This is a genomic window from Streptomyces sp. NBC_00663 (assembly GCF_036226885.1).
Classification (GTDB): domain Bacteria; phylum Actinomycetota; class Actinomycetes; order Streptomycetales; family Streptomycetaceae; genus Streptomyces.
Window position 1 is genome coordinate 1 of the sequence record NZ_CP109027.1, and the last position, 25,545, is coordinate 25,545.

The following is a 25,545-nucleotide window of genomic DNA, read 5'->3' on the forward strand; positions in this document are numbered from 1 at the left end:
GACGCGGCGTCGCTACGCGACGCTTCCCCGCGCTGCGCGCGGGAGGGGCGGAACTCCGTTCTGCCTACCGGATCACTCCGTGATCTGGGGTCCCGGCCTGCGGCCGGGACTGTTCCGTACCGGCCTGCTCCGCAGTCCCGTACGGAACCTGACATGCCCTCCGGGCCTGTCAGAAAAGCGGCATCTACAGGGGGCGGGGCCGCTTGTGGTGCAGCGTCAGCCACCCTTGCGGGACACCAGCCTGACGCACCTTCAAACCCTCATTCCTGAACCGGAATCGGCCACCCCGACCACTTTCGGTCCTTCCCCGAGAGATCTGGTGTGTCAGTCTTATGACCGGCTTGAGTCTGGGATGATGACAGAGTACCTCATCGCGCGGGCTGCGTGATGGCTTTGTTTGCCCTATAGGTAATCCACGGGAGACATGATGAACGCCGAGCTGGGCGAGCCGAAGCGCGAGTACGTCGGCCTTATTGAGATCGCTGGCCAGCCGGAAATTCAATTGCGGCTGATGGCTTCGTCGTTGAGTGAAGCCCGAGCAATCGTCATCGAGCAGTATGGTGAGGGGCACGTGATCTCGATATGGAACGAAGAAGACGCCAATCGTCCCAGGTAGAGCCGCATCGACTTATAACCGCTCACGCGAGTGAGGTGTCATTTTGGAACTCGGATGGGATCTGGGCTGAGACGGGATTCCCTCTGAATAGACCCGGGAATGTGAGGCATTGTGGCTCAAATGGAATTGCGTCCGCATCAGGCTGAGGCCGTCGATAGCGTCGTTCGCATTCTCGGGACTCCGGCCGGTGGCCATATGCCGCCCGAGGGTCTGCGCACGCAGGTAATCGCCGCTACCGGTTCCGGAAAGAGCCTGATCGGTGCGGAGTCTGCGCGTCGTCTTTCTGCTCGCCGGGTGCTGGTGGTGGTGCCGACGCTGGACCTGCTGACGCAGATGGCCGGCGCCTGGCGGCGGGCGGGCCGGACGGGCGCGATGATCGGCGTCTGTTCACTGCGGGCCGAGGAGAGCCAGGGCCTGCCCTGCACGACTGATCCTGACGAGCTGGTGGCGTGGGTGGAGGGGCTGGAGACCGTGACGGTCTTCGCGACCTACGCATCGGTGGGCCTGCGCATCCTGCAACGCGCGCACACGGCCGGGCTGGGGGTGTGGAGCCTGATGGTGGTGGATGAGGCGCACCGGACCAGTGGTGACGGCATGAAGCCGTGGGCGGCCGTGCACGATCAGGCGCAGCTCCCTGCCGAGCGGCGCCTGTACATGACGGCGACGCCGCGGGTGTGGGAGGCGGAGGGTGAGCGGCCTCGCCTGGTGGCGTCGATGGAGGACGGGTCGCCGGTGTTCGGACCGGTGGCGTACAAGCTCACCTTGTCGGAGGCGATCGGGCGGGGCATCGTCGCCCCGTACCAGGTGCTGTGCCTCGACATCCGCGACCCGGACCTGTACGCCGCGATGACCAGCGAGGAAACCGGATCAGACGCCGTACGCGGAGCGCGCCTGGCCGCCGTGCAGACCGGGCTGATGCGGGCCGCGGTCGAGGAACGCTTCCGGCGCGTGCTGTCCTTCCACAGCAGGGTGAACGAGGCGGAGGCGATGGCGGCCGCGGTACCGGTGACTGCGGGCCGGCTCACTGAGGACGACCCCGACACCTACCCGCCAGCAGATCAGGTCTGGGCAGACTGGCTGTACGGCGAGCACGCCCCCGGACACCGCCGTACGGTGCTGGATGAATTCGCCTCAGATTTCCTCGGAGGACCGGCCTTTGAGGGCCGGGATGTGCGGGCCGAATTGCGGGTGCTTTCATCCGTTCGCGTTTTGGGTGAAGGCGTCGATACAGCCGAGTGTGACGCAGTCCTATTTGCGGATGCGCGCGGCTCAATGGTCGACATCGTACAGATGGTTGGGCGTGCCCTGCGGCTGCATCCCGGGCGCGGAAAACTTGCCACGCTGATCGTTCCGGTATTCCTCGGACCGGACGAGGATGCGGATGAGCTGCTGACTTCGAATGCTTATGGCACCCTCAGTAAGCTCCTCGGAGCCCTGCGGGCGCACGATGCGGAGACGATCGAGGCACTTGCTGATCCCCGCCTGCGGAACGGGAGTTGGCGCTCCGAGGACGAGGACGTCGAGGGCGAGGGCTTGGCGCAGGACGCTGACGGGGAGGACGGCCAGGAGGCGGATCTCGTTCCGCCGGTGGGTGCCGCGGCGGCGGGAGTGCTGCGGTTCACCGAGGAACGAGACCCGGCCGCCCTCGCCCAGTTCGTGCGGCTGCGGGTCATCGACCCCGAAAAGGCGTACTGGCGACGCGGCATCCAGGCCGCCACCCGCTGGCTGCGCGAGACCGGCAACATCGAGCTGCGCGTGCCCTACACGTACGTCACCCCGGACGACTGGCCCGATGGTGTCGGCGGGCATCCGCTGGGGGTCTTTGTCGCTGATCAACGCCGGTACTACAGCGCGGGAACCCTGGAAGCGTCGCGCGTGACGGAGCTGGAGAACCTCGGCATGGTCTGGTCCGTGCACGCCTCCGCGTGGGAGGCCGGCCTCGCCGTCGCCCGCGACTACGCCAACGTGCACAGGCACTGCCTGCCCGGCAACTCCGTGGTGTGGGATGGCCATGCACTAGGCACCTGGCTCAAGAATCAGCGGGCCGGGGCCAAGAAGGCGCGTGAGAACGCCGCACGCCGCGCGAACGGGGAAACCGGCCTGTCGTACGCCGGGGAGCTGTCACAGGCCCGTATGGAGGCGCTGGAGGACATCGATCCCGGATGGTGCCCGGAGTGGGACATCAGCTGGGCACGCTGTCATCGGCTGCTCCTCCAACACTTCCAGGCCGGAGGCGCACTGCCCACCAAGGCGGGCGAACTGGTCGTCCAGGGCGAGGACCTGGCCGTGTGGATCGCCGGGCAGACCGCCGCGTGGGACAAGCTGACCCCTGCGCAGCAGTACCTCCTGGAAAGCCTCGGCATCGACCCCGACACCACAGAACAGGGCGTGCGGCCGGTACGGCGATCCCAGGATGAACTGTGGGAGCGCAACATGGCCGCAGCCCGCCAGTTCCACGCCCGGGAGGGGCACCTTCGGGTGCCTCGCCAGCACCGCGAAGACGTCGACGGCGAGCTGCTCGGCTTGGGGTCGTTCATCTCCAACACACGACGACGCGCCAACAAACTCAGCCCCGAACGACACGACGCCCTCACCGCCTTGGGCATGCGCTGGTAGGAGTGCGGGAGCATCTGGTGGGGGATCTCCCCCTACCTCGGAGCTCTCCTGCTTCTCTCGGAACGACTCCAGCTATCGCGCTGCTCTATAGGTGCGCTTGTGATCCTTTCCCAACGCCCCTTGCCGATGCGTCAGTCGGGCGTGTCCGGCGGGGTGCCAAGGAGGTGAAGACCTGGTCAGTCGTTGTCCGTGTGCTGATCTCGATGGTGAGCCACAATGAGCCGATGGTGCGTAGGCCTTATCCGACCTGGAATGATCTGACTTACCCGGATCTTGAGGACGTCTGGCAGGCGCTTCGAGAGACACGCTCGGACCCGCCCGGCTGGGCAGGCAGTGGCAACGCGGCTCGACGCAAGACGTACAACTCGGCGCTTGAGCAAGCAGAGCAGCTCTTGAAGGCGGCCGCGGATGTGGGGCCAGCTTCCCGGCCCCTCCTTCTGTTTTATGGCCTGAGTCAGGCTGGCCGTGCAATCGCAGCCGCGGGGCAGCAGCCGGACTACCGGCTGAACGGTCACGGCATCGCTATCAAGCAAGCCGACCAGCCCCACGTGGGACGTGTGCTGGTCGCGGACAAGGGGGCCGGAGCGTTCACGCAAGTGGCCTCGCTCCTAGGCTCACGTTCTCTGCCTCAGGAAGTCGAGCTCGCCGATTTGTGGAACATTATTGAGGAGAACGACGGCTGGCCGCTTACCTCCGCTCCATCCTCAGTACGGTGCCTTCGGGTCACACGGAAACCTGTGGGTCCGGACAGCTTCAGCCAGGTGGCTCTCGACCTGGATGGCCTCTCTGACGAAGTCGCGCCCCATAGAGATGATCAAGACCAGCTCGCGGCAGCAATCCGTCAGAAACTGAGCGCGTTCCCAACGGTCGCCGGCTACGAATTCCTGCACGGACCGGCGAGCTTCTCCGGGCGGGACGAGAAACGGGGGACAGTAACGGTGAGCCTAGCCTGGCCGTTGGGCAGACCGGAGCAGGCATCTGACCAGGACGTCGAGTCAGTAATGAACACGCTGACACCCTGGATCGGCCGCGACCCCTTGCAACGACGTGTGCACTCCGTCCTCGGAGGTGACGGGGCCCAGCTGCATCCCTTTCTTGCGTGGTGGTCGGTGCTGTACAGCCTCTCGATGCTTGCCCGCTACCAGCCTGGCCAGTGGACCACACAGATCGATGTGAACCACAGCGTCGACGCTGCGGCTGTCGAGCGGCTGTTGCGTAAAGCCCTCATCGCCGTACCTGAACTCACACTGGCAACCATCGACGAGGTCTCCCGCTGAGGTTGAACTGCCCGCCAGGCCGTGTCGCGCAGGCGTCACTCTTCTGCTTGCTGCAGCACAGCGTTACCGGACAGCGGGGTCCATCCCTCTCCAACGGGTGTCAGGGCATCGACGGGAGCAGGCGTACCAACGGGCGCGCTGTACACCCGTCCGGTGTGTTCCCAAGACGTCGACTGCAGCACCACTTCCTGGTCGAACACCTCCGGCTGGAGCTCAAGTGCTCCGTATTCCTGAAGGGCTCGAACGTAGTTGAGGAGTTCGATCGCTCTGACCATGACCCAGGCGACCAGGGGGGCTGCGGCACGAAATCGTTCGGACAGACCGAATGGGTCAGTTTCCTTTAGTCGTTCGGTGTCGTGGTGAACGACATCCCCGTAGATCCAGGCCATCGCCAGGCGTTGGTCATCCAGATCGGCAGCCTGTCCTGTGAGGGGGTTGCCGATCATGACTTGATATCCGGTCTCCCGCGTAGGTGCTGCGGATCCTGTTCTGTCTCGCCACTCAGTGCGTGCGCCCTTGACCCACGTCTTGTCGTCCGGCATCGCCCGGCAGAAGAACCCCACCCCAGCGAGCGCCTTCAGGTAGGAGCAGGCATCTGTTTCCAGGAGGAGTGGTCTGATTCTCGCGGCAGCAGATTCCACCACCTCTTCGGCGGGAAGCTCCTGGCGAAAATGCGCTTCACCTGTTTCAAGGACAGTCACTGTGTATGTGGCTCCGGCCAAAGCCACCAGCTCGTCCCAGTCGGCCGCCAGTGAGTGTGCTTCTACCCGGCGTGCTCGCAGCACGAACGCCTCAAGGTTGGCCCGGTGCCGCGCCACCACTTCTGCCTGCGACCGCGCCCCCGTCGTTGCCACGTGTCTCCCCCACATCTCGACCCCGGCAGTTCTTAGCCGCACGACGAAAGAAGCATGACGTGACAAGCAGATGGCATCAACGCGTTTCAGCCGCGGGTCCTGTATCTGTGACGCGGTGTCGAGCCGGCACAAGGCCGGGATTGTCCTCAGGCTGCGGCCCGCGCTGGCCCCAACTGTTGAGTCGCCGTGGGTCAGGGACGGGTGGTGTTCTTCGCCGTGCGGCACTCGGGGCAGCGGCAACGGCCGTGCCGGTAGGCCATCGCGGTGCCGTGGTCAAGGTCGGGATCGCGTCCTGCGGTCAGGGCCAGGTCCAGGGCGCGTCCCCAGGCCGGGGCATACGCGGCGTAGCTGCGGGCCCGGTGGACGGAGATTCCCAGGTCGGCGCAGACGTCGCTGATGTGCTCGCCGCTGGCAATACGTCCCAGCAGGGCGGCGCGTGCGGCGGGCGGGAAGAGAGCGTCAGCGATCTCGCGTCGGTAGGCCCGGTCCGGTGTACGCCGCAAGCTCCGGCAACTCGCACAACGGCTTGCCGTCCCGGCGACCGGGCGGTGGCAGTGGTGGCAGCGGTGCGAAGCAGAGGGGGCGGTATCAGGCATGCAGGGCACTCCTCACCGAGAGAACGGGAACCGTCCTCCCCCGGCGGGCGGCACTTCCCTCGCATGCGGGCAAGCCGTTGGCCGGGTGCTGTGGAGGAGCGGGTACCCCCGCGTCGGCGGGGAGCAGCACGGTTTCACCGTAGCGCAGCAGGGGCGGGCCGGGCCGGTTGAGCTCATCGATGTTGCGGGCGGGTGGAGTTGGGCCCAATTGCCCGTCCGGGCCAGCTGGAGAGGGCACGCTGAGGTCGTGGGTGTGCTGAGGGTGGCTCCGCTGGATGGGGAGACGACGTGGTCGTACCTGTGTCGGCTCGCCGCCGGATACTGGATGGGCAGCGGATCCCTGCTGGGCTGGTGGCAGCAGACCAATCCTCGTCCTCGGCTGTGCAAAGGCAGCCCCGGGACGGTGTTGGAGGTGCTCTTTGACCCCGCGGGGCAGGAGTTGCTGGCCCGTCTGAGCGGGATCCCTCAGAGCGTGCTGGCGCGGTCCCTGCCGTCGTGGTCGCAGGGGCCGGGCGCATTCGGCCCGGACATTCGTGTTCGGTGCGGGCCCGGCAGGCGAGGACCAGGCGGGCTCGGAGAGGGGCGGATGCGCTGGCAGCATGCCCGCGCGCTCGGGCCCGTAGCTATCGCGTGCCAGCTGTGTACAGCGCGCCGCAGCGGTCGTCCCGTGCTCGCGGTGCGCTACCTGCCAATGTGGCGACGGGTCTGCCTGCGGCATCAGCGCTGGCAGACCGACGCCGACGGTCCGGGTGGGCCCGAGTGGCTGGACGTGGCCTTCTGCCCCGAGATCGGCAGGGCCCAGCAGCGGTGGTCGGCGCTGGCCCGGCAGGCCTCCGCCCGCGGGCACGATCCGCGGCAGGCGTTCGCTCTTGCCCGTGCCGTCGTGCTGGGATGGTGGCGGCAGGCTGCCGCCTGGCAGGACGAGCAGATCTGGCCCCGGCGCCTGGACCGCCTCGCGCAAGCATCGGCGGCCCGTGGCCCGGAAGCCGTGCGGTCGGCGTCACTGCGTGATGCAGTCGTCCTGCCCGAAGTCATCGCCGTGACTGCGGCGTTGACCGACCCGGTCTGCATCCTGATGGCGCACGCCGACCGCAGCCGGACGCGGCCGGCTGGGTGGGGTGCAGGAGGACGCTTCGTTCACCACCTCGGCCATCGCCTGGATCGACCCTGGCTCGGCCCGATCCTCGAGGTCGACTACACCAGCCCGCTGCAGACCTGGATCGGTACAGCTGTTCCCTTGACGGAAGGCGCCGTGCCGATTGGACCAGCGCCGGTGGACTGACGCACATTCAACTGGCGCTCTTGTGCGGCGGAACGACGCCCACCCTCGCACTACGCGCACCGGCGGGGCATCAACGAGTCCGGCGTTTTCGGCTTGATCGCCGACATCCATGGCATGCCATCTGGTCATCACTCGAATGATCCATAAATAGACTGCCCGGCCCGCCTGTTTGGGCAGGCGATGCGGCGGTGCCAGGGAGCCGACCAGCGCCGGAGATTCTTCCTGCTGCTCGGCACTGCAGCTGATGTCACGGACGGAGTAACCCTGATGGTTTTCCTGCGCGGTCGGGCTCGTATGGCGTTGTGTGTCGTGAGTGATCGTCGACAGCAGCCAGCAGGCCGCGTCGTCCCCCTCTTCCGGGGCCGGGGGCAGCGTTTCTGAGCCGGGCGGCAGCGGTGGTGTTGTGGGGTGCGAAGGCGATATGGCCGTGGAGGCGGGCCGGATCGACGTGCGTTTTCGAGACCCCGTGGGGCGTGTGCGCCAGGTGCCGTGGCTTGAGGCTGCGCAGGACGTCGCCTTCGAGGCCGCTCCTGTCATACGCCCTTTCCCAGTCCGGCATGGGGGGCGTGTTGCTCCGGGTTGGTGGTGGTCGTCGACGACCCGGCGGCTGGTGGCGTACGGATCGGGTGTAATAAGGACCCAGCTCATGCTGCTGGACCGGGATCCGGCGGTGGTGGGGCTGGCCTGCCGGCCGGTGGAGCTGGTGTGGTGTGAGGACGGCCGATCCAGCGGGCATGCACCGCAGTTGATGGCCCGTTTGCAGGACGGCTCGGGGCTGTTGGTCGACTGCGTGGGGCGCGGCGGTGCGTCGGTCCGGTTGACGGAGCGGGCGCGGATTGTGGCGGCTGCTGCGCAGACCGCGGGCTGGGGTTACCGGATCGCCGGGCTTCCGGATCCGGTTGTGGTGGCCAATGTGCGGTGGCTGGCGGGCTACCGGCATCCCCGGTATGCGGCGGGAGTGCGGACGCCCGCTCTGCTGGAGGCCTTCGCTAGTCCGCGGCCGGCGGTGGAGGCGGTACCAGGGCTGGGGGATCCGATCGCCGTGTGGCCTGCAGTGTTTCACTCGCTGTGGAGCGGTGTGCTGTGGGTGCGGCTGGACGAACCGCTGCACGAGCGTGCGGTCGTCTGCCTCGCTCAGCAGGGGCTGGAGGCGGCGTGAGGCAGACGGTCGTCGAGGTCGGGGCACGCCTTCGCTATGACGGGCGCGTGTGGACGGTGGGGGTGCTGGAGGGCGCCCGGGCCACGCTGGTGAGCGACGAGGGTGCTTCGGCGGCGGTGCTGCTGCCGTTTTTGTGCTCTGATCCGTCCTTCGAGGTGGACAGCGGGCCGGCGCCGGGGAGGGTGCCGCCGTTCGCTCTGCTGGAGGCGCTGACGGAGCCGGTGCGGGAGCGAGCGCTGGCGTGGCAGCGGCATGTGCGGGAGGTGGAGACGGGTTTTCCTGAGGCGGTGGCCCAGGGATCCCCGCGTGAGCAGTTCGATCCGGCGACGCGGAGCCTGGCGCAGCGGGAGCAGGCCAAGGCCGAGGAGTTGAGGGCGGCGGGCTGGACGGTCAGCGTAGCGACGGTGCGCCGGATGCGGGCGCGCTATCGCAGTGAGGGCTTGTGGGGGCTGGTAGACGGACGGGCGGTGCGGCAGCGGTCGGCGGTGGGACGGGCCGATGAGCGGGTGGTAGCGGCGGTGAGGAAGGTGCTGGAGGGGCGGCGGGAGAGGTCGACGGGCACGCTAGTGGGGCTGCGCCGCCGGGTGGGGTGGCTGCTGGAGGAGGAGCACGGCGCCGGGGTGGTGGCTTTGCCGCCGGCGTCGACGTTCAACCGTCTGGTGCACGCCGTTGGCGATGGGCAGGGCCTTTTGGGCACGGCGGCGCAGCGGCGGTGGCACGCGTCGCGGCCGGCGCCGCCGTTCACGCCGACGGTGGCATTGCGGCCGGGTGAGCTGGTGATGCTGGACAGCACGCCGTTAGATGTCCTGGCGGTGCTGGATGACGGCGTGACCGGCCGTCTGGAGCTGAGCATCGCGCTGGATGTGGCCACCCGCAGTATCTGTGCCGCTCTGCTGCGCCCGGTGGGCACGCGGTCGGTGGACGCGGCGATGCTGCTCGCGCAGATGCTGGTGCCGACCGTGATGCGGCCGGGCTGGGACAAAGCACTGTCCATGCAGCGATCTGTCATCCCCTACGAGCAGTTGATCGCGTTGGATCCGCGGCTGGAGCAGGCTGCAGCCCGGCCGGTAATCATGCCGGAGACGGTGGTGATGGACCAGGGACGGGTGTATGTGTCGGCGTCGTTCGTCTCTGCGTGCGAGAGCCTAGGGATCTCGGTGCAGCCGGTGCCGCCGGCGAACGGCCCGGCGAAGGGGAACGTGGAGAGGACCTTCCGCGCGATTGCCGACGGGTTCAGCCAGTACCTGCCGGGCCACACCGGCTCGGACGTCTCCCAGCGCGGCGCGGCCGCACAGCAGGACGCCTGTTGGAGTTTGGCGCAGCTTCAGGAACTGCTGGAAGAGTGGGTCATCTGCGGGTGGCAGGAGCGCCGACATGAGGCGCTGCGGCATCCGATGATGCCGCAGGTCGCCGTCTGTCCGAACGAGATGTGGGCGGCTTTGGTGGCGTTCACCGGGCATGTGCCGGTGCCGTTGTCGGCAGACGACTACATCGAGCTGCTGCCTGTCCGGTGGCAGGCCATCAACGACTACGGCATCCGTTTCGGCTACCGCACCTATGACCATCCTGGTCTCACCCCCTACCGGCGGCGCCGCTCGCCGCGGGCGGAGAAGAACGGACGGTGGGAGGTCCACCACAACCCTCATGACCCCGGCCGGGTGTGGATCCGCCTGTCCGAGGGGTGGCTGGAAGTGCCGTGGATCCACGCGGAGGCCGTGAGGCGCCCGTTCACCGCGTTCACCTTCGACCACGTCCGGCGCACCGTGCAACGCCGCGCGGGCCGTGAGGAACACGAGGCGGAGATCGCCCGGGCGCTGGATCGGCTGCTGCGCCGGGCCAGCCAGGGACTGGGCAGCAGGCGGGAGCGGACGGTGGCTGCCCGGGCCCAGGCAGCCGCACGGATGACGGACCCTCCTCCCGCCACACGGCCGCAGCAGCCGTCGGTGCCTACTGCGCCGACGGCCTCATACGGGCTGCCCGGCATCTTCGCCGTTGTGCTGCAAGATGCCGACGACTGGGACCTCGACGACGTCGAGGACGACCCGGACGGCGAGGACTACCTTCTCGCCGCCCTCGCCGACGGACAGGACACCGCGGCAGGCCCCGCAGAGGAGGCGCAAGGAGCCAAGGCGAGGGCTGGAACGGCCCGGGAGAAGGCAACCGGGCAGACGGCGGGTGCCGCTGGGCCGGGCGGCTTGCGCATCTACGACCCGCACCAGGAGGCCCAGGCATGGTGACGACAGATCAGCCCGCCGCCACGCAGCACACCATCTTCAATCCGCTGACCACGTGGGACGGGTGGCAGCAGTTCGTCGACACACCCCACACAGCTGCACGCGACGCCGGCGACCAGGAATGGACGCTGGAGCAACGGGAGGACTACCACGCGCGGTTCGTGGTGCTGAAAACCCCCGCCATGGACACCATCGCCACCGCGGTCCGCCGCCTGTTGCTGCTCAACCGCGGCCAGCAAGGCGGCGCCCGGCGCGGCCTGATCATCTCCGGGCCGGCCACCACCGGGAAGACCACCGCCATGCAGCAGCTCGGGCGCACCGTCGAACTCGCCGACCGGCGCCGCCACCCGAATCAGAACGGGCGGGTGCCGGTCCTGTTCATCACCGTGCCACCCTCCTCCACCCCGAAGATGCTCATCAGCGAGTTCGCCCGCTTCCTCGGCCTGCCCACCCCGGAGAGGATGAACCAGATCCAGATCACCAACGCCGTGTGCGGGCTGCTGTGCGAGATGCGCACCCAGCTGGTCCTGGTCGACGACGTGCACCTGATGGACACCCGCAGCCGGGCCGGTGCCGAGACCTCCGATCAGCTGAAATACCTCGGCGAGCGGATCCCGGCGACCTTCGTCTACTCCGGCATCGACGTCGAATCCTCACCCCTGCTGACCGGCGTGCGCGGCTCCCAGCTCGCCGGCCGCTTCAAAATCGTGCGCAACCAGCCGCTGCGCTACGGCAGCGCCCCGGACCAACAGCTCTGGCACGACCTCGTGCACGGCATGGACAGTGCCCTGCGGCTGCGCCGGCACACGCCCGGCACCCTGGTGACGCACGCCGCCTACCTCCACGCCCGCACCGGCGGCCGTATGGGCAGTCTCTCCCACCTCATCCGCGAAGCCGCCCTCGTGTCACTGCTGGACGGCACGGAAAGGATCACCAAGAGGCTCCTCGAGCAGATCGAGCTCGACACCGCCGCCGAACAACGCACCCGTGCCCCACGCCGCCAGCAAGTGCGGTCGCAACGCCAGCCTTGACCGGCGGACTCTGCCGCAACCGTGCTGCCGGTCTGCCCGTTGTGTCCACTGCTCGGATGCCGGTGCATCCAAGCCCGTCCGGAACGCCCCCGATGCCCATCACGCTTCCACCACAGCCGCAGCCGCCGCGTACGGCTGCGGCCCGCCCGGGGCCAGTACGGCTTGCCCCGCTTCAGGGCGAGACGAACCTGTCCTACCTGGACCGCCTCGCCGACCGCTACCGCCTCGGCGTCAGAGACCTCGTCCCGGCACTCATCCAGGTCCGCGGAGGCCTGTTCAAGGGCTACCGCACGGACGGCGAGGTGTACCTCAACGCCGAAGCCAGAGCACGCATTGCTGTGTTCTGCCGCGTGCCAGAGGAAATCCTGAGCAGGGCGCTGCCTGCCTGGACCGCACAGGAGCCCCTCGCACCGGACGGGACAGGCGCGGCTGGGCGGTTCCGTTTCGGACGGGTCGTGCCCGCCGCGGGAGAAGGCTGCCGATCGTGGACGGCCGCATGCACCGGACGGGCCAAGCCCGTCCGGATCTATCTGCAGCCACACACCCGCATTTGCCCGCGCCACCGGCGCTGGATGCTCGGCACCCACTGGATCGACGGTGCATCGGCCGACACCGAGCAGGTCGACCTGACGGGCTTGCCGGAGATGGTCAAGGCGCACCGGCGGCATCTGGCTCTACTGCGCCATCGCCCGGACGCCGCGCGCGCGTTCGAGGTCTCGCATGCTGTGACCGTCTCCTGGTGGGCACAGCAGTGGCCCGAAGAGCAGCAGTGGCCGCGCCGGACACTGCTGCTGACCCCGCCGGGTACCGATCCCGGCTGGTGGCGGCTGCTGGTCAGAGACGCGGTCACCTACCCGGAGACCGTCGCCCTCACCTCCATCCTCACTGCCCCCCGCACCCGTCAGCGGCTGCTCGCCGACACCGGCGGACATCTGCCCCACGCGCTTGCCCACACCCCTGAACTAGTGGCCCAGTTGACGCGGGCCACGAACCAGCCGTCGCTTGCCGGGCGCATCGCCTCGATCTCGGCCGGCCCCTTGCTGCTCTGGGCCCAGCAATCTGTCCAGACCGGCGCAGATCCCGCCGCCGCAGAACGGCTGTGGGCGCTGCACATGGCGCACCAGCCCCGCCCCATCGCCCGCGAACTCGCCGCCCACCGCAACGCCGCACAGCAGCCGGCGAAAACGGCGGACAGCAGGCCGCTGGACCTGGGGCTGCGGCACATGTCGGATCAGGCATTCACGACGGGGCTGGCCCACGCCCGTGCCTACGCCGCCGTCCACGGGCACCTCGCCGTACCGATCCACAGCCGCTTCAATGACTTTGGCCTGGGCCGGTGGCTGTCGAATCAACGGAAGCACGCCGCGATACCACCGGAACACGTCGCAGCACTCGAGGCACTGGATCCGTGGTGGCGGCCGCCGTGGACAGTGATGTGGCAACGCACCTACTACCAAGCCCGCGACCACGCACGCAGCCGCGGGCCCCTGCGCCCGGAACACGGCTTCCCCACCACCAGCTTCGGCCTGGGCGAATGGCTGTACAACCAGTGCACCCGCTACGGTCAGTTGCACCCTGCACAACAGCGCCTCCTGGTAGGCATCGGTCTCACCCCCGAGACCGCACAGGCGGCCCGGCCCCGCCGTAAGCACATGGCCACCCACTTCCAGCGCGCTATCGCCTGCGCACGCGCCTTCACCGAGACCCACAGGACGCTGGTGAATGTCACCCAAGGCACCGTCCAGGACGGACTGAATCTGGGGCAGTGGCTGGGAAACCAGCGCAGCAAAGACCGCGCCTATCAACGACGCCACGGTGCCCCATCACCTCGCGCCCTGGCCCTGTCGGCGATCGATCCCTGGTGGAACCCACCCTGGGCACTGGACTGGCAACGCTCCTGGCACCAGGCACACACGCAGGTCCAAGGCGGCCAAGTCCTGGACGTCGCAGCCGGATTCCCAGGCACCAGCAGCGCGCTCACCACCTGGCTGACGACCCAGTACGCCCAATATGACGTCCTCCAACCCGGCCAGCAGAAGCTGCTCGTACAGCTCGGGCTGACTGAGGAGATTGCGCGCGGTACCGCCGCCCGGCCCTCCGAGCACGAGGTCGAATTCTTTGTCGGTCTCAGATACGCGCGTTCCTATCACGCGACGCACCACACCCTCGCTACCGCGACCGACGTCGTCCACGACGGATTCCAGCTCGGACGATGGCTGCGCCGGCAACGCCAGCAGGCGCGCGAGCACACCCGCCGCGGCACACCACCATCCACCCAGACAAAGGCTCTGGACGCAGTCGATCCCTGGTGGTGCCCGCCTTGGCCTCTGGCTTGGCAGGGCACCTGGCAGAACATCCGCCTGCAGGTCGAAGGCGGCCACCAACTCGATGCCGACCATCACTTCCGCAGCTTCGCCCCCATCCGGCGCGCCTGGCTGCGTCAGCAGCGCCTCCGCTACGACGACCTGCACCCGGGCCAGCAGCACCTCCTGGCCAGCGTCGGCCTCACCGGCGAGACGGCCCGCATCCGCCCCCTCACCCGCTACGCCGAAACCGCCCTCACCCACGCCCGTGCCTACGCCGCCACCCATCACACACTGGCCATGGCCTACTCCACCGTCCACGACGGCTTCCCCCTGGGCCGCTGGCTGAGCGGCCAACGCCGGAGAGCCCTCGACGACACCGCCCCCACCGCCCGCCACCAGGCCCTCTGCGCGATCGACCGGTGGTGGAACCCGCCCTGGGATCTGGCCTGGCAGCGCGCCTACACCCGTGCCCGCACCGCACACGCTCGGCCAGGGCGCCCTCCGACCGACGTACGGCTGTGGACCGCCGCACAACAGACTGCCTGGCCCCGCCTACGCCCCGAACAACACCAACTTCTGACCGATATCGGCATCACCCCCCGCACCGAAGACATCGCCGGCTCAGCGAAGAGCAGCCGCGTGTTCCTTCTTGGCCCCGGCTTAACCCACGCCCGCACCTACGCCGCGACTCACGGCCACCTCGCCTGCAGCCAAACCACCCTTCACGACGGCTTCCCCCTGGGCGCCTGGCTGGTACAAAAGCGCAGCGCCGCCCGACAAGGACGCCTCTCCCCCACCACCACCACCCACGCGCTCGACACCATTGACCCCTGGTGGAACCCACCCTGGTCCCGCACCTGGCAACACGCCTACCGACAAGCCCAGTTCCACCAGCGCACCGGCCAGTCCCCCTCCCCCGCCCTCCAACAATGGACCGGCAGACAACGCACCCTCTGGACCACCCTGCACCCCGCCCAGCAGCACCTCCTCACCACCATCGGCATCCACCCACACACCTGACCTCCTTCACCAACTCGCGGCGGTGCAGCGCGTGGTCAGGCACGATGTGCCGGTGAGTGACGCCCGCTTCTTCAACGACGAGCCCATCGATGGCAGCACGAACGCTCCCGACCTGCTGGGACGCCGACAGTACGCTGAGCACGCCGTCACTCTGCTGCACCGCGTACGCGAGCAGAGCGAAACCGGAGTCCTCGCGCTCATCGGCCCCTGGGGATCCGGCAAGTCCTCCGTCCTCCAGATGGTCATTAGGCAACTGCAGGGAGCAACATTAGGAGGCTCCGACGGCCAGGCGCAGCGCTTCCGGTGGAAGCCGAGACGCCGACCGGCCGCTCAGGACACGTCCAACACGCCGTGGTCAGTGGCTGAGCTCAACCCATGGATGTACTCGGACGTCGAGTCGTTGGCCCTTGCCCTGTTCAGCGAGATCCGCAACGCGCTGCCCAAAAGCGCTCATGGATCAGAGGTCCGCAGGAAGCTCGGCGAGTTCGCGCAGTCCATCAGCCCGCTCGGCAAGCTCACCGGTCTGATCGGGCTGGACTCCTCAGACCTGATCAAGCACGTCGGCGACCGCATCAGCGGAGACACCAGCGCTTCAGCCGCCAAACGCGCCGCAGAATCAGCCCTGCGCCAGGCAGGCCGACCCGTGCTAGTGGTCATGGACGACCTTGACCGGCTCACACCCGAAGAACTGCTGGTCATCTTCAAACTCGTCCGCTTGGTCGGACATCTGCCCAACATCTACTACATGATCAGCTTCGACGAGCAGACACTGCTGGACGTCCTGCAACGCAGCGACCTCGTCCGCGACAGCGACCACCGGGCCCGCGAGTTCCTGGAAAAAATCATCCAGGTCCGCTTGGACCTTCCGGCGTTCCGTGACCGCGACGCGGCCGCCATGAGCAACCGCTCTCTGAACGCCCTCCTGGACGGCCACGGCATGTCGATGACGCCAGGTGAGCAACGGCGCTTCTCCGAAGCCTACTTCCGACATCTGCAGGACAGGCTGCAGACGCCCCGGGCCATCAAGAGGTACTTCGGGCAAGCCGACGCGACTCTCGGTGCCCTCGCTGGCAACGTGGACCTGGTCGACTTCCTCGCCGTCACATTCCTGCGCACCAACGAACCAGGCGTCTACCGGCTCCTGAAACGGCACCACGCCGAACTGACTGGAACCAGCGCCTCTGCAGCTGTACGGCGCGGAACGCAGCCTGGCGAACGAGCCGAACTCTGGCATACCCGTCTACGCACGTCAGGTGTCGCCGAAGAACACATCGACGGCATGCTGAACCTGCTGGCCCTGCTGTTCCCAGCGCTCCAAAGGGACCTTGGCAACGGCGGAGACCAGCAATCCGCTGCCCAGCGCCGCGGGATCGGCAGCGCGGACTACTTCGACCGCTACATGGTCTTCGGCGTCCCCGACGACGACCTCTCCGAAGCGGCTTTCGACCAAGCCCTGGCGCAACTGGCCGCCGACGCCGCGGAAGAAGAAGCTGCCGAACTGCTGCTCCGTCTTCGTGACGACACCCACCGCATCGCACGCCGGATCCAACACCGCCGTGGCAGCGGAAGCCCCGTCCCTGCTGCTGTCCTTCTCCAAGCCATGGCCGACAACTACGGACAGCTCACCGCCGAGCCAGAGACGATGGGCCTCGTCAGCAGTGACATGAGCCTGCGCTTCCTGGCCCGCGACCTTCTCACCGACCTCCCACCGGAACAACGACCCGAGGTACTGGCGGCCATGGCCGCCACCCCCGAAGGGGCAGTCCTGGCTGCTCGGACGCTGCACCGCGCCACCAACCCTGACAACAACGACTCCGAGCAAGTGCAGACCACCGAAGCCTGGGCACTCCAGGCCCGCAACGCTGTCGCCGAGAAGATCACCCAGCAGCTCGCGCCCGTCATGGGCAGACCAGCCGAGGAACTCACCGAGTCCGACACCGACCTGATTTGGATGTGGCGCCACACCCACCCCGACAGCCTGCGCATCTGGCTACACCAACGCCTCGACAACGGATGGGTGCTCCTCCCCCTCCTAGGCAAGCTCATCCCGCCCGCTACACACCCGTTCCGCCTCATCGACGAAAACGCCCTCGCTGGCCTCGACGCGATGTTCGGCCTCGACGACATCTACACGCGCCTGGGCCCTCTCCTCGACGCTCCCAGCAGCAGCCCCGTCGACGAACACCAGAACAACATCCTGCAAGAACTCCGCAATCGCCGCCCCACAAGCCAGACCCCGGACCCCACCGCTACCCTCTGAGCCCCCCAGCCCAGCGCTGGCGTCCCAAGTAGCAACCCAACCGAACTGCATACCACTCAGCCAAGCTGCGTAATACCAGGTCAAGCACCTGCAGCCCCCGGCCCAGGCACCCCCAGCAGCCACACCGTAAACCACTAAAACTGAGAACTCGCCAGCTCAGAGCTAGCCCGCTGCGCACATAAATCGAGCCGCGACATCTGCTCCCCGCGCATGCGGGGATGCTCCCCGAGTCGAGGTACACGCCCGCGTACAGCGCTCGGCCGCCGGGCCACCGCGGCAGGTCGGCGGTCAGGGCAACACGGTCTTCGACTTCCTCGGTCTGCGACCCGTGAATGTCCAGCAGCAGGCCATTCAGCGGCCGCCGACCAGTTCGAAGTGTCGTTGTGGCATGCCACACTGCCGTGCACGGCTGGTTCAGGTCAGCGTGAGGATGCGGGTCCGCGAGAGCGTGAAGGACGCTCGGCCGTGCATGCTTCTCGGATCGCGAACACGCCCTCCGACGATCCTGATCCGCGGGCACCGACGTCAACCGTGTGGTGGGATAAAACGGTTCGGCGGTGAAAGCGTTCAGCCGACCGGTCCACAAAAGGGCCTGCCCACTCACCGGCCCGGTCGCGCACCGCTATTCCTGCTGTTGTGATCAAGAACATCCTGCGCGCCCTGCCCGCGCTCTTCATCGTCCTCGCCCCGCTCGCCGTCCCCACGCCGGCGAATGCTGTAGCGGCGCAGACTTTCCCACTCTCTTACGCGATCGGACAGATCCCGGTCGCCGACGAGTCCCGCACCGGCTACACACGCGACAAGTTCAAGCACTGGAACCGCGGCCTGGACCCGGCCGACGGCTGCAACACCCGCGCCGAAGTACTCCTGGCCGAAGCTTCCGAGGCGCCGACCGTATCCGCGGGCTGCAAGCTGAGCGGCGGCGAGTGGCTGTCCTACTATGACGAACAGGAAGTCACTGCCCCGGCCAAGCTCGACATCGACCACATGGTCCCCCTCGCCGAGGCCTGGGACTCCGGTGCCTCCACCTGGAGTGCCGCACGCCGTGAGGCCTATGCCAACGACCAGGACGCCGCCGCCAGTCTGGTCGCCGTCACCGCACGGACGAACCGCCAGAAGGCCGACCAGGACCCGAGCACTTGGATGCCGCCAGCCCCGAACGCCACGTGCCGCTACCTCGCCGAGTGGACCGCGACCAAGCTGCGCTGGGGCCTGAGCGCTGACCAAGCCGAAATCGACACCCTCAACGTCTACGCCGGCGGACCGTGCGAGCTGACCGTCGTCCACTACGCCCCGGCCCCCTAACGCCGACCCCGGCCTTCAGACGCGGTTCCGGCCGCGGCTGAAGGCCCGGAACAGCTGTGGTCTGCCGAGTGGACAAGCATGCACCCCCTGGCCCATCTCCACAGCCGCCACCGGCGCGGATACCCGCAGCAGCCACCCCGGCTGCGGCACCAGCGCCGTGAGGCTCCCCCGTCCGCGTGATCGCAGCTCTCAGCCAGCCCCGTCAGCTGAGCTCGCGATCAGCCTCCAGATCATGAGCCCTCACTGGGCGTGTCCTCGGACGGGTGAAGACGCCGCTGCGGGAGAACCTCGCCAGGCGTCTGCGCGTAGTGCTGTGTATGAGACCGATCAACGAAGCACACATGACTGAGCCCGGACTTGCCGTGGTGGACATCACGGCCCTGGACGAAAAGACCGCTTTCGCCGTCCAGAACCTGCTCGCCGCACAGTGCGCCCTCGCACCCGCCGCCCACACGACCCGAGAAGCGGGACAGCCCGGCGTACGACTGCGCTGCTTCCTCGACCTCCGCCAAGCCCCCGACTAGCCCCTTCGCCCCGCCTGCCATTGGAGATACTTGGGCCTCAAGGTTCTGTTCCTGCAATCAGCTCAAGTCCAGGTGGGGACACCGAGGGTGGTGCGAGTCCGCACCCAGCCCGGACCCTTGCGGGACATCAGCATCTCGGGGCGTGCAGTCCCACCGCCACGCCTCATCTCCACCGGCGGCGACAGGCCGACACACTCCGCTGCCCGGGCGGCAACGCTCACCCTCAATTCTGCAGACTCTGTAGCGGCCGCGCAGTGTCTGCCGGTGCTCATAGTCGGTGGAAGGGGGATGGTGCGCTGCCGGAGGGTGTGGCTGTTCTGAGCCGGTCGAAGCCGGACGGGGCCGGGGCCAGGCGTTGGGCGAAGCGGCGCAGGCGGTAGGCCATGGCGTTGCCGCGGGTGTCCTGTTCTGTGGCGGTGGCGGTCTTCCAGCAGACGGCTGCGGCGTTCTTGAAGAAGGTGTGCGCGGTGGTGGGTTCGTGGTCGGGGGCGGTGACTTGGACCAGGAGGTGTTCGGGGCCGCGGGGGGCGGCTTTGGTGGGGATGTGTTTGCGGTTCTCATCGGGGGCGAGCCGGTTTGGCAGGTCCTCGGCGGCGGACGCTTTCGAGGGGGGCGTGGCGGGCGCGGGGTGGGGTTTGAGGAGCTGGCGGGTGCTGGTGGTGGCGGCGACGACGATTTCGAGTTGTTCGGCGAAGTAGGTGCCGGGCAGGGGGATCTCGAGGTCGGGGTGGCGGGCGTAGCCGCCGGTGACGGCGGAGGCGACGAATTCGATGACGGCGCGTGCGGCGGGGGTGTGCCGGTGGGTGGGCAGGGTGCGGGTGAGCTGGGCGAGGACGCGTAGGACGGTGGCGAGGCTGCTGTCGGCGCTCATGGAGTGCAGGGCCGGGGCGTATTCGGCGCTGTGGGGGGTGTCGTCTTCGGTCTGGGGCAGGCCGGTCTGCGCATGCCAGAGGGCGGCGGCGTGGGTTTCGCCGTGGGCGAGGTGCTGGAGGTAGAGGCAGTAGGAGGCGGGGGCGTCTTCGGCGCCGGCGGCGTACTGCCACCAAAAGCGTGCGCCGAGGTCGACGCCGGCCAGGTGGAGGGCGCAGCCCAGGATGCGGGCGGTGGCCGGCTGGGGGATCTGGTCGGTGAGGAAGTCGGCTAGTTGTTCGGGAGTGCAGTGGCTGACGACGGTTTCGCACAGGGCGGTCAGGCTGTGGGCGGCGCTGGTGTCGGTGGTTTCGTCTGCCCGGTGCTGCCACAGCAGCAGGTCGTCGTCGAGCGGTTCGTCGTGGGGGACGATGTCGGCGGGGACGTGGGGCTCACGCAGCAGCAGCGACTGGGTGAGGAGGTCGTCGATGGTGCTCATGGTGGGCGGATCACTCCTGGGGGTCGATGTCGGGGAAGAGCTGCTTCAGTGCCCAGCGGGCGTGGTGGTCCAGGGTGTGGACCAGGGCCGGGGGCAGACCGACAACGGCGGCGATGGCGTCGGGGTCGAGACCGCACAGGTAGCGCAGGACGGTGACGTCCATCTGGTCATCGGGCAACTGGGCGATCGCGTCGAAGAAGCGGGCCAGGACGTCGATGCGGGCCAGACGCTCGATCAGATTCGGCGCCTGGGCCTGGTGGACGGTTAAGAAGGCGGCGGCGCGCAGGTCGTAGTGGCCGGCCGGCCTGCGGGCGGCGCGGGCCAGGACGGTGGCGCGCAGCTGCTGCCAGGCGTGGCGGGGCATGTCGGGGCTGGAGGTGGCCTCGTCCCAGGTCAGCCAGAGGATGTCGAAGACCTCGGCGATCGCCTGCCGGGCGCGGGGCAGGGACTGCAGGAAGGCCTGGGCGTAGGCGCTATAGGGCTCGGCCATGGCCTGGTAGAGGGCCATGTGTGCCACCGGCTGGACATCGGGGTCCGCCGACGGGACGGCCTGGAGACGGTCAGTGATCCAGGAGGGCTTCTTGTCCGCCTCGACCGCGGCGATGCGCCACAGCCGGCGCAGCGGCCCCACAGGTATGTCCAGGGCGCGGACCACACTGTAGGTGATCTCCCAGGTGGGGTAGAGGCCTTTGCCGCGCATGAGTTCGGACAGGCGGGTCTTGGAGAAGCCGGATCGGCCGACCAGCTCGTCCAGGGTCAGGCCGCTGGCGGCGAAGCGGGTTCGGACCGGCTCCAGCCACGTGCGGTGCGCGGTGCTGGCCTCCTTGCAGATGGGCTCCGGTGGGCGGCCGCGGCGGTGGGGCGGGTCAGCTGGCCACTGTGGAACGGGAGGTGTGGTCACCGGGGCGGCTCCTGACGCTCCTCCGGCTCGGCAGCCGGCCGGGGAGCCGCGGCGGCTTCCGGCCCGCCAGCCGCTGCAGCAGGCGCCGTAGCGGCCCGCGCGTCGGTGCCGCCCAGGGCGGAGACGATCTGCTGGACGAGGAGCCCCAGCGTGGGCAACAGCGCTATCAGCGCTGTGAGTTGGCCCAGCACGGTCATCACCGTGCTCCACGTGAGGACCGCCGCCAGGACGATGACGGTCATCACCTGCTTGCTTGTCATGGCACCTTCCCTGAAACGACATACAGGTGTCTGGATAGGCCCCTCCAAGGCGGTGCTCAAGCGCCCCGGAGGAGTTGCACGACAGCATGGTGCGTGAGGCAGCAACCACTCAACGTGATCATGGGATTGCGGAACAATGCCGCCCGGTGAACACATCGTCACCAGACGACCGCACAGCGCTGACAACACCCCACCAATCCCGTGTTCAAGGGCGCGTTACTGCAAAATCGCTTCCGCCACCGCCAAATCATGACGGAATGAACCCTTTTGATGGCGACCCCGTACTTCCCCTTGCGACACCAGCCCGGAGGCGCACCATGGAACAGGCGCCTCCCCCGGCGTCGCACCTTCCAAGTCTGGAAGGCCGCGCGGCCCCCTCGTGCTCAAGAACCACCGGAGGGGACAACCGCCCCGCTTCCGTCCAGCCGCCCACGCGCTGGGCGGAAGCGGAGAGCACCACACCACCAGACACCCCGGGCAGAGCAACAATGCGCCCGCCCCTCACGGCAATCCGCCGCCCTCAGTTCTCACGGCGACCTGAACAAATGAACATGGTCAGGGCTTGTACTCGGAGTGGGGGTGGAGGCATCCCACAGGCGATCCCGTAGCCGTACGCGCCTGATCTCTCCAGCCGCACGCCGTCCTTCGTGAGGTGCTGGAACAGGTCCCCTCCCCTGGACCGCGAATACCGCCGTGTCTGGTGCTCGTGCTTCGCGGGTACCAGACAGAGGGCGGTGACGGCGAGCGGGAACTTCACCCGCAGCAGATGCGCTCCGTGCTCTCGGGTGAACTCTGCAAAGGGCTGGAAGCCGCAGGCGTACGCGCATTGCGTGTTCGCGCTGCGCTGAGCAGTTCGTCGGGGGCCCTCTCCTCTCGCGCCCAGCCTCCGCTAGGCATGCGCTGACGGTCCGACTCCTTGTTCTCTTCTCAGGCGAGAGGCACTTTCGCAAAGGGTTGCCACTCGTACATCTGGTTGTCCCTGTGGATCACGATGAGTTCCACGGTGGAGATATGTGCCTGCGCAGGCGTGAGGCTGAGATTGTCGAGGGCCTGCGCGATCGGCTCTGCGGGGCCGTCTTTGGCGCTGTAAGCCACTGATACGTGCGGAGTGAAGCCCTCGGCCTTCTCCGGAATTTCTCCAAGAACGTCCCCAATGGCTTCCCGGATGGCGCTCCGCACGGCTCGGACAGGGTTGTCGGGGTGGACATGAAGCAACACTGCCTCGGGATCCAGCACCTCCGGGCCAATGCGCAGGTCAAAGGGTGGCACGGCGGCCAAGCGAGTGTGCGCTGCCTCCACGATCGCGTTGACATCCTGCTCTTCGGCTTCACCCACGAAGCCGATGCCCTGCATGGTCAAATGCAGCCACTGGTCGGGGATCGGGGTGAGGATGTCTTCGAGAGGCGCGAGCGCAGAGCGGTACTCGGCGGCGAGTCGGTGCACATCGTCCTGGCCCTCGAACGTCAGGTGCCAGGTGTAGAAGCGGCGGCCCACACTCCAGCCAGGCCGCCACCACCAGTGGTTCCGCATGGTCTCGGGTTGCGTCGTCATAGTCCGGATGTAATCAGGCGGGACCCTGCGCTGGCGAGAGGGCAATGTGACGTGGGACGGAGTCCAAGCAGAACTCTTCGATGGCTTGTCGCAGCCCAACGGCTGCGATGCCGCTGGTGGACGGTCGCCCGATGCCAGTACACAGTTCGCCCAGGCGGCGGGTGACGGGCGCCAAGCGGTGGTCCGGTGGGAGAGCGAGCACGGGGGCTAAGGCTTCAAGGGCTCCGTCTGCTTCACCGGTTGCCAGATGGGCGGAGGCCTGGCTGATGTGAATCTGCGCTTCGGTGCCGTAGGCCCTGACCGGTTGTATGTGCAGGAGTCCAAGCGCGCTGTCTGCCGACCGAAGGGCGTCGGCGGGGCGCCCGATACGTAGCTGGACGGCCGCTGCATAGTTTTCCTGGCGAGCGGGCTGGCAAGTGAAGATGCCACCGATCTCATCGCCACCGGTCATTGCCGCGCGCGCATCTTGAGCCCGGGTAAGCGCCATCAAAGCCTCGTCGTGCGCCCCGAGTTCGGACCATGCGTCAGCCTCTTGGCACGCCAGCAGCACTGCCACTGTGCCTGTCGTTTGGTACGAGGCGCCGCGTCGAGCGAAACTGATCGCCTCACGCAGACGGCCGTCCCAGAAAGCCACCTTGGACCTAGTCGACAGTACCCAGGCACGCAAGTCGTTGTGGCCCGCCAGTTCGGCGCATAGCCATGCTGTCCGGCCCTGGGTATCCGCGTCGTGCAGCTGGCCCAAGTCGGAGGACATCCAGGCCAGGAGCCCGCACAGATAGCCAGCCGCGACGTAGAGGTCGACCGACTGACGAGGGTACTGGTTGCCTTCGAGCAGAGCGAAGACGCGATCACGTAGGGCTCTGGTCCGGACGAAGAGTACGACCGGATCTGACGTGAGGTAGTCCGCCGCGAGCGTCCTTGTCTCGGCCATGAGTTGCTCAAGGGCGATATCGCCGACATTGGAAGCTTCGGCCCATTGCGCCCATGTGGCGGACTCATTGGCGGCGAGGTGCACCAGATCCGTTCCGGCCGGCTCCGTCGGAGCGACCGGGAATGACTGGGCGATCGGCTGTGCTGCTGACTCGGCAGCGGGCTGAGACTGGGTCAGCAGGTGCAGGTCGGCCTCGGGAAGTGCACGCCGGTCTTCCAAATCCAGCAAGTCCTGTACTCGGCAGGACATGGTGTTCGCCATGGCGAACAGGACAGCGAGGCTGGGGCGGCGCGAGGAGGGGCCCGGCCATTTCTCCCACTTGCCGACAAGGGATGCGTCCGCGGCAATGCACTCGCCGAGTCCGGTAGTGCTTGCTTGAGTGATTCGGTCGGCTGCCTCTTGAAGTGTCCAGCCGTGGGCGTGTCGCCAAGCCTCCCTCGGGCGCATCCGAAAGCGAGTACGCATCTCAATGGCTATGTCTGCCACCGAGAACCCGGCGGCGGCCATGTCGTTGCGGAGGGCGTCGCGGTCTGCCTTGCAGCCAGGCTTTGAAAGGGCATTCATAGGCGCGCTCCCCGTGCGGTGTCGTGGATTCAAAGTAACTGCGTTCTAGCTCTCCTGAGTGGGCATGACTTGGGATTGCGAGATGGCAGGGTCCAACGAGGCCTCGACGACGCTCAATCGCCCCTGGTCAACGCACTGCTGCCCGTCCACAAAAGTTGGTCACGGTCGCCCGTGACTCAGAGTGCCCCGCTTGGAACGGTAGTAACTCCGCAACTACCCCTCGAGGACAGAGATGTCAGCAGGCCAGAGATCACGCGGCCGGACCGACGCTGGGGCACAGGCAACGCCCGGTGGGCTGTCGAGCCAAGGAGTTTCCACATGACGCATCTGGTGAGCGCAGCCCTCGCCTTTTCCCTCGCAGCCGGGCTCACAACTGAGGATCAGGAAACCGGCACGCCACAAGAAGGAGAGCCGAAGTCTCCATCCGGCCACGGCCTTCCTCGACGTCCTCTGCTCTTCGAGCGCTGTTGGCCTGTTGGACCCACGGCAAGCAGGTTGGCTCAGATTCATGCTCGCACCTGGCTCACGACGTGGCGTTGGGCCGGGGACCATGACGAGGCCCAGCTCGCCGTAGCGCTGCTGATGGACAACGCTGTCCGGCACCCAACTACGTCTGCACAGAGCGAAGTCGGCCTCGCCCTCGAGATCACCAAGGAAGAAGAACTGATCATCGACGTATCTGATCCGGACCCGAAGTTCGAGGGGTTCGCTGAAGTCGTAGCGGCGGCGAGAACACGTGCCGAAACCGGGGGGCCACTGACAGGGATTGCTCTCTTGCTTGGGCTAGGCGGCGAAATCACCTGGGGGATCCCAGACATAGGAGCCGCAAGGAAGATCGTTCGGGTGCGGATGAGGCCAAGCGCCCCCGCGCCTTGCACGCGCCTGGTCCGGTGATCCGTCACCACTCGTT

The 25,545-nt window shown here is 67.6% G+C and carries 19 protein-coding genes; 12 read left to right on the plus strand and 7 right to left on the minus strand.

Features of this window, described 5'->3' with window-relative positions:
* Positions 1 to 424 precede the first annotated feature (424 nt).
* From OG866_RS00005 to OG866_RS00015, 3 genes are all read left to right on the plus strand, one after another.
* Positions 425 to 616 (plus strand): hypothetical protein, encoded by a 192-nt coding sequence (locus OG866_RS00005; protein ID WP_329331164.1) that lies wholly within the window; start codon positions 425 to 427, stop codon positions 614 to 616.
* Positions 617 to 736: 120 nt separating this feature from the next.
* On the plus strand, positions 737 to 3,232 hold the full coding sequence (locus tag OG866_RS00010; protein ID WP_329331165.1) for a DEAD/DEAH box helicase: 2,496 nt from the start codon (positions 737 to 739) through the stop codon (positions 3,230 to 3,232).
* Between the two features lie 164 nt (positions 3,233 to 3,396).
* Positions 3,397 to 4,509 carry a YaaC family protein gene (locus tag OG866_RS00015; protein ID WP_329331166.1) on the plus strand — a complete coding sequence of 371 codons (1,113 nt, stop codon included), beginning with the start codon at positions 3,397 to 3,399 and terminating at the stop codon, positions 4,507 to 4,509.
* Between the two features lie 35 nt (positions 4,510 to 4,544).
* Here the strand turns inward: OG866_RS00015 and OG866_RS00020 are convergent, their stop codons facing one another.
* The gene (locus OG866_RS00020) at positions 4,545 to 5,363 is read right to left on the minus strand and encodes a hypothetical protein (protein ID WP_329331167.1); all 819 of its coding nucleotides are present in this window, start codon (positions 5,361 to 5,363) and stop codon (positions 4,545 to 4,547) included.
* Positions 5,364 to 5,554: 191 nt separating this feature from the next.
* Positions 5,555 to 5,866 (minus strand): hypothetical protein, encoded by a 312-nt coding sequence (locus OG866_RS00025; RefSeq protein WP_329331168.1) that lies wholly within the window; start codon positions 5,864 to 5,866, stop codon positions 5,555 to 5,557.
* 340 nt (positions 5,867 to 6,206) lie between these two features.
* Between OG866_RS00025 and OG866_RS00030 the strand changes: the two genes are divergently transcribed.
* From OG866_RS00030 to OG866_RS00065, 8 genes are all read left to right on the plus strand, one after another.
* On the plus strand, positions 6,207 to 7,241 hold the full coding sequence (locus OG866_RS00030) for a hypothetical protein (RefSeq protein ID WP_329331169.1): 1,035 nt from the start codon (positions 6,207 to 6,209) through the stop codon (positions 7,239 to 7,241).
* A gap of 421 nt (positions 7,242 to 7,662) precedes the next feature.
* The gene (locus tag OG866_RS00035) at positions 7,663 to 8,400 is read left to right on the plus strand and encodes a TnsA-like heteromeric transposase endonuclease subunit (RefSeq protein WP_329343856.1); all 738 of its coding nucleotides are present in this window, start codon (positions 7,663 to 7,665) and stop codon (positions 8,398 to 8,400) included.
* Positions 8,397 to 10,637, plus strand: coding sequence for a transposase (locus OG866_RS00040; protein WP_329331170.1), 2,241 nt, complete (start codon positions 8,397 to 8,399; stop codon positions 10,635 to 10,637). Before OG866_RS00035 ends, OG866_RS00040 begins: the two co-directional genes overlap by 4 nt.
* Positions 10,631 to 11,665, plus strand: a complete 1,035-nt coding sequence (locus OG866_RS00045; protein ID WP_329331171.1) for a TniB family NTP-binding protein — start codon at positions 10,631 to 10,633, stop codon at positions 11,663 to 11,665. The genes OG866_RS00040 and OG866_RS00045 overlap by 7 nt, the downstream gene beginning before the upstream one ends.
* Positions 11,666 to 11,757: 92 nt before the next feature.
* Positions 11,758 to 14,991, plus strand: a complete 3,234-nt coding sequence (locus OG866_RS00050) for a helicase associated domain-containing protein (protein ID WP_329331172.1) — start codon at positions 11,758 to 11,760, stop codon at positions 14,989 to 14,991.
* A 52-nt stretch (positions 14,992 to 15,043) separates the two neighbouring features.
* Positions 15,044 to 17,251, plus strand: coding sequence for a KAP family P-loop NTPase fold protein (locus tag OG866_RS00055; RefSeq protein ID WP_329331173.1), 2,208 nt, complete (start codon positions 15,044 to 15,046; stop codon positions 17,249 to 17,251).
* Between the two features lie 636 nt (positions 17,252 to 17,887).
* Entirely contained in the window at positions 17,888 to 18,556 is a 669-nt protein-coding gene (locus OG866_RS00060; RefSeq protein ID WP_329331174.1) for an HNH endonuclease family protein, read from the plus strand.
* 317 nt (positions 18,557 to 18,873) lie between these two features.
* Positions 18,874 to 19,080 carry a DUF6207 family protein gene (locus tag OG866_RS00065; RefSeq protein ID WP_329331175.1) on the plus strand — a complete coding sequence of 69 codons (207 nt, stop codon included), beginning with the start codon at positions 18,874 to 18,876 and terminating at the stop codon, positions 19,078 to 19,080.
* Positions 19,081 to 19,348: 268 nt separating this feature from the next.
* Here the strand turns inward: OG866_RS00065 and OG866_RS00070 are convergent, their stop codons facing one another.
* The 5 genes from OG866_RS00070 to OG866_RS00090 form a co-directional block, all read right to left on the minus strand.
* A complete protein-coding gene (locus OG866_RS00070; protein WP_329331176.1) occupies positions 19,349 to 20,428 on the minus strand; it encodes a hypothetical protein in 1,080 nt (359 codons plus the stop codon).
* A 10-nt stretch (positions 20,429 to 20,438) separates the two neighbouring features.
* Positions 20,439 to 21,329: a sigma factor-like helix-turn-helix DNA-binding protein gene (locus OG866_RS00075; protein ID WP_329331177.1), complete on the minus strand. Its 891-nt coding sequence runs from the start codon at positions 21,327 to 21,329 to the stop codon at positions 20,439 to 20,441.
* Positions 21,326 to 21,589, minus strand: coding sequence for a hypothetical protein (locus OG866_RS00080; RefSeq protein ID WP_329331179.1), 264 nt, complete (start codon positions 21,587 to 21,589; stop codon positions 21,326 to 21,328). Before OG866_RS00080 ends, OG866_RS00075 begins: the two co-directional genes overlap by 4 nt.
* Positions 21,590 to 22,516: 927 nt before the next feature.
* On the minus strand, positions 22,517 to 23,140 hold the full coding sequence (locus tag OG866_RS00085) for a 2'-5' RNA ligase family protein (RefSeq protein ID WP_329331180.1): 624 nt from the start codon (positions 23,138 to 23,140) through the stop codon (positions 22,517 to 22,519).
* Between the two features lie 13 nt (positions 23,141 to 23,153).
* Positions 23,154 to 24,332, minus strand: coding sequence for an XRE family transcriptional regulator (locus OG866_RS00090; RefSeq protein WP_329331182.1), 1,179 nt, complete (start codon positions 24,330 to 24,332; stop codon positions 23,154 to 23,156).
* Between the two features lie 621 nt (positions 24,333 to 24,953).
* Here OG866_RS00090 and OG866_RS00095 point away from each other — a divergent pair.
* Positions 24,954 to 25,529, plus strand: coding sequence for a hypothetical protein (locus tag OG866_RS00095; RefSeq protein WP_329331183.1), 576 nt, complete (start codon positions 24,954 to 24,956; stop codon positions 25,527 to 25,529).
* Positions 25,530 to 25,545 lie beyond the last annotated feature (16 nt).

What these genes read in the sequence shown, in the direction of transcription:
- OG866_RS00070 (WP_329331176.1), bottom strand. Translation starts at nt 20,428, where the DNA reads ATGAGCACCATCGACGACCTCCTCACCCAGTCGCTGCTGCTGCGTGAG.
- OG866_RS00045 (WP_329331171.1), top strand. Translation starts at nt 10,631, where the DNA reads ATGGTGACGACAGATCAGCCCGCCGCCACGCAGCACACCATCTTCAAT.
- OG866_RS00010 (WP_329331165.1), top strand. Translation starts at nt 737, where the DNA reads ATGGAATTGCGTCCGCATCAGGCTGAGGCCGTCGATAGCGTCGTTCGC.
- OG866_RS00035 (WP_329343856.1), top strand. Translation starts at nt 7,663, where the DNA reads ATGGCCGTGGAGGCGGGCCGGATCGACGTGCGTTTTCGAGACCCCGTG.
- OG866_RS00065 (WP_329331175.1), top strand. Translation starts at nt 18,874, where the DNA reads ATGAGACCGATCAACGAAGCACACATGACTGAGCCCGGACTTGCCGTG.
- OG866_RS00080 (WP_329331179.1), bottom strand. Translation starts at nt 21,589, where the DNA reads ATGACAAGCAAGCAGGTGATGACCGTCATCGTCCTGGCGGCGGTCCTC.
- OG866_RS00005 (WP_329331164.1), top strand. Translation starts at nt 425, where the DNA reads ATGATGAACGCCGAGCTGGGCGAGCCGAAGCGCGAGTACGTCGGCCTT.
- OG866_RS00050 (WP_329331172.1), top strand. Translation starts at nt 11,758, where the DNA reads ATGCCCATCACGCTTCCACCACAGCCGCAGCCGCCGCGTACGGCTGCG.
- OG866_RS00090 (WP_329331182.1), bottom strand. Translation starts at nt 24,332, where the DNA reads ATGGCGAACACCATGTCCTGCCGAGTACAGGACTTGCTGGATTTGGAA.
- OG866_RS00095 (WP_329331183.1), top strand. Translation starts at nt 24,954, where the DNA reads ATGACGCATCTGGTGAGCGCAGCCCTCGCCTTTTCCCTCGCAGCCGGG.
- OG866_RS00085 (WP_329331180.1), bottom strand. Translation starts at nt 23,140, where the DNA reads ATGACGACGCAACCCGAGACCATGCGGAACCACTGGTGGTGGCGGCCT.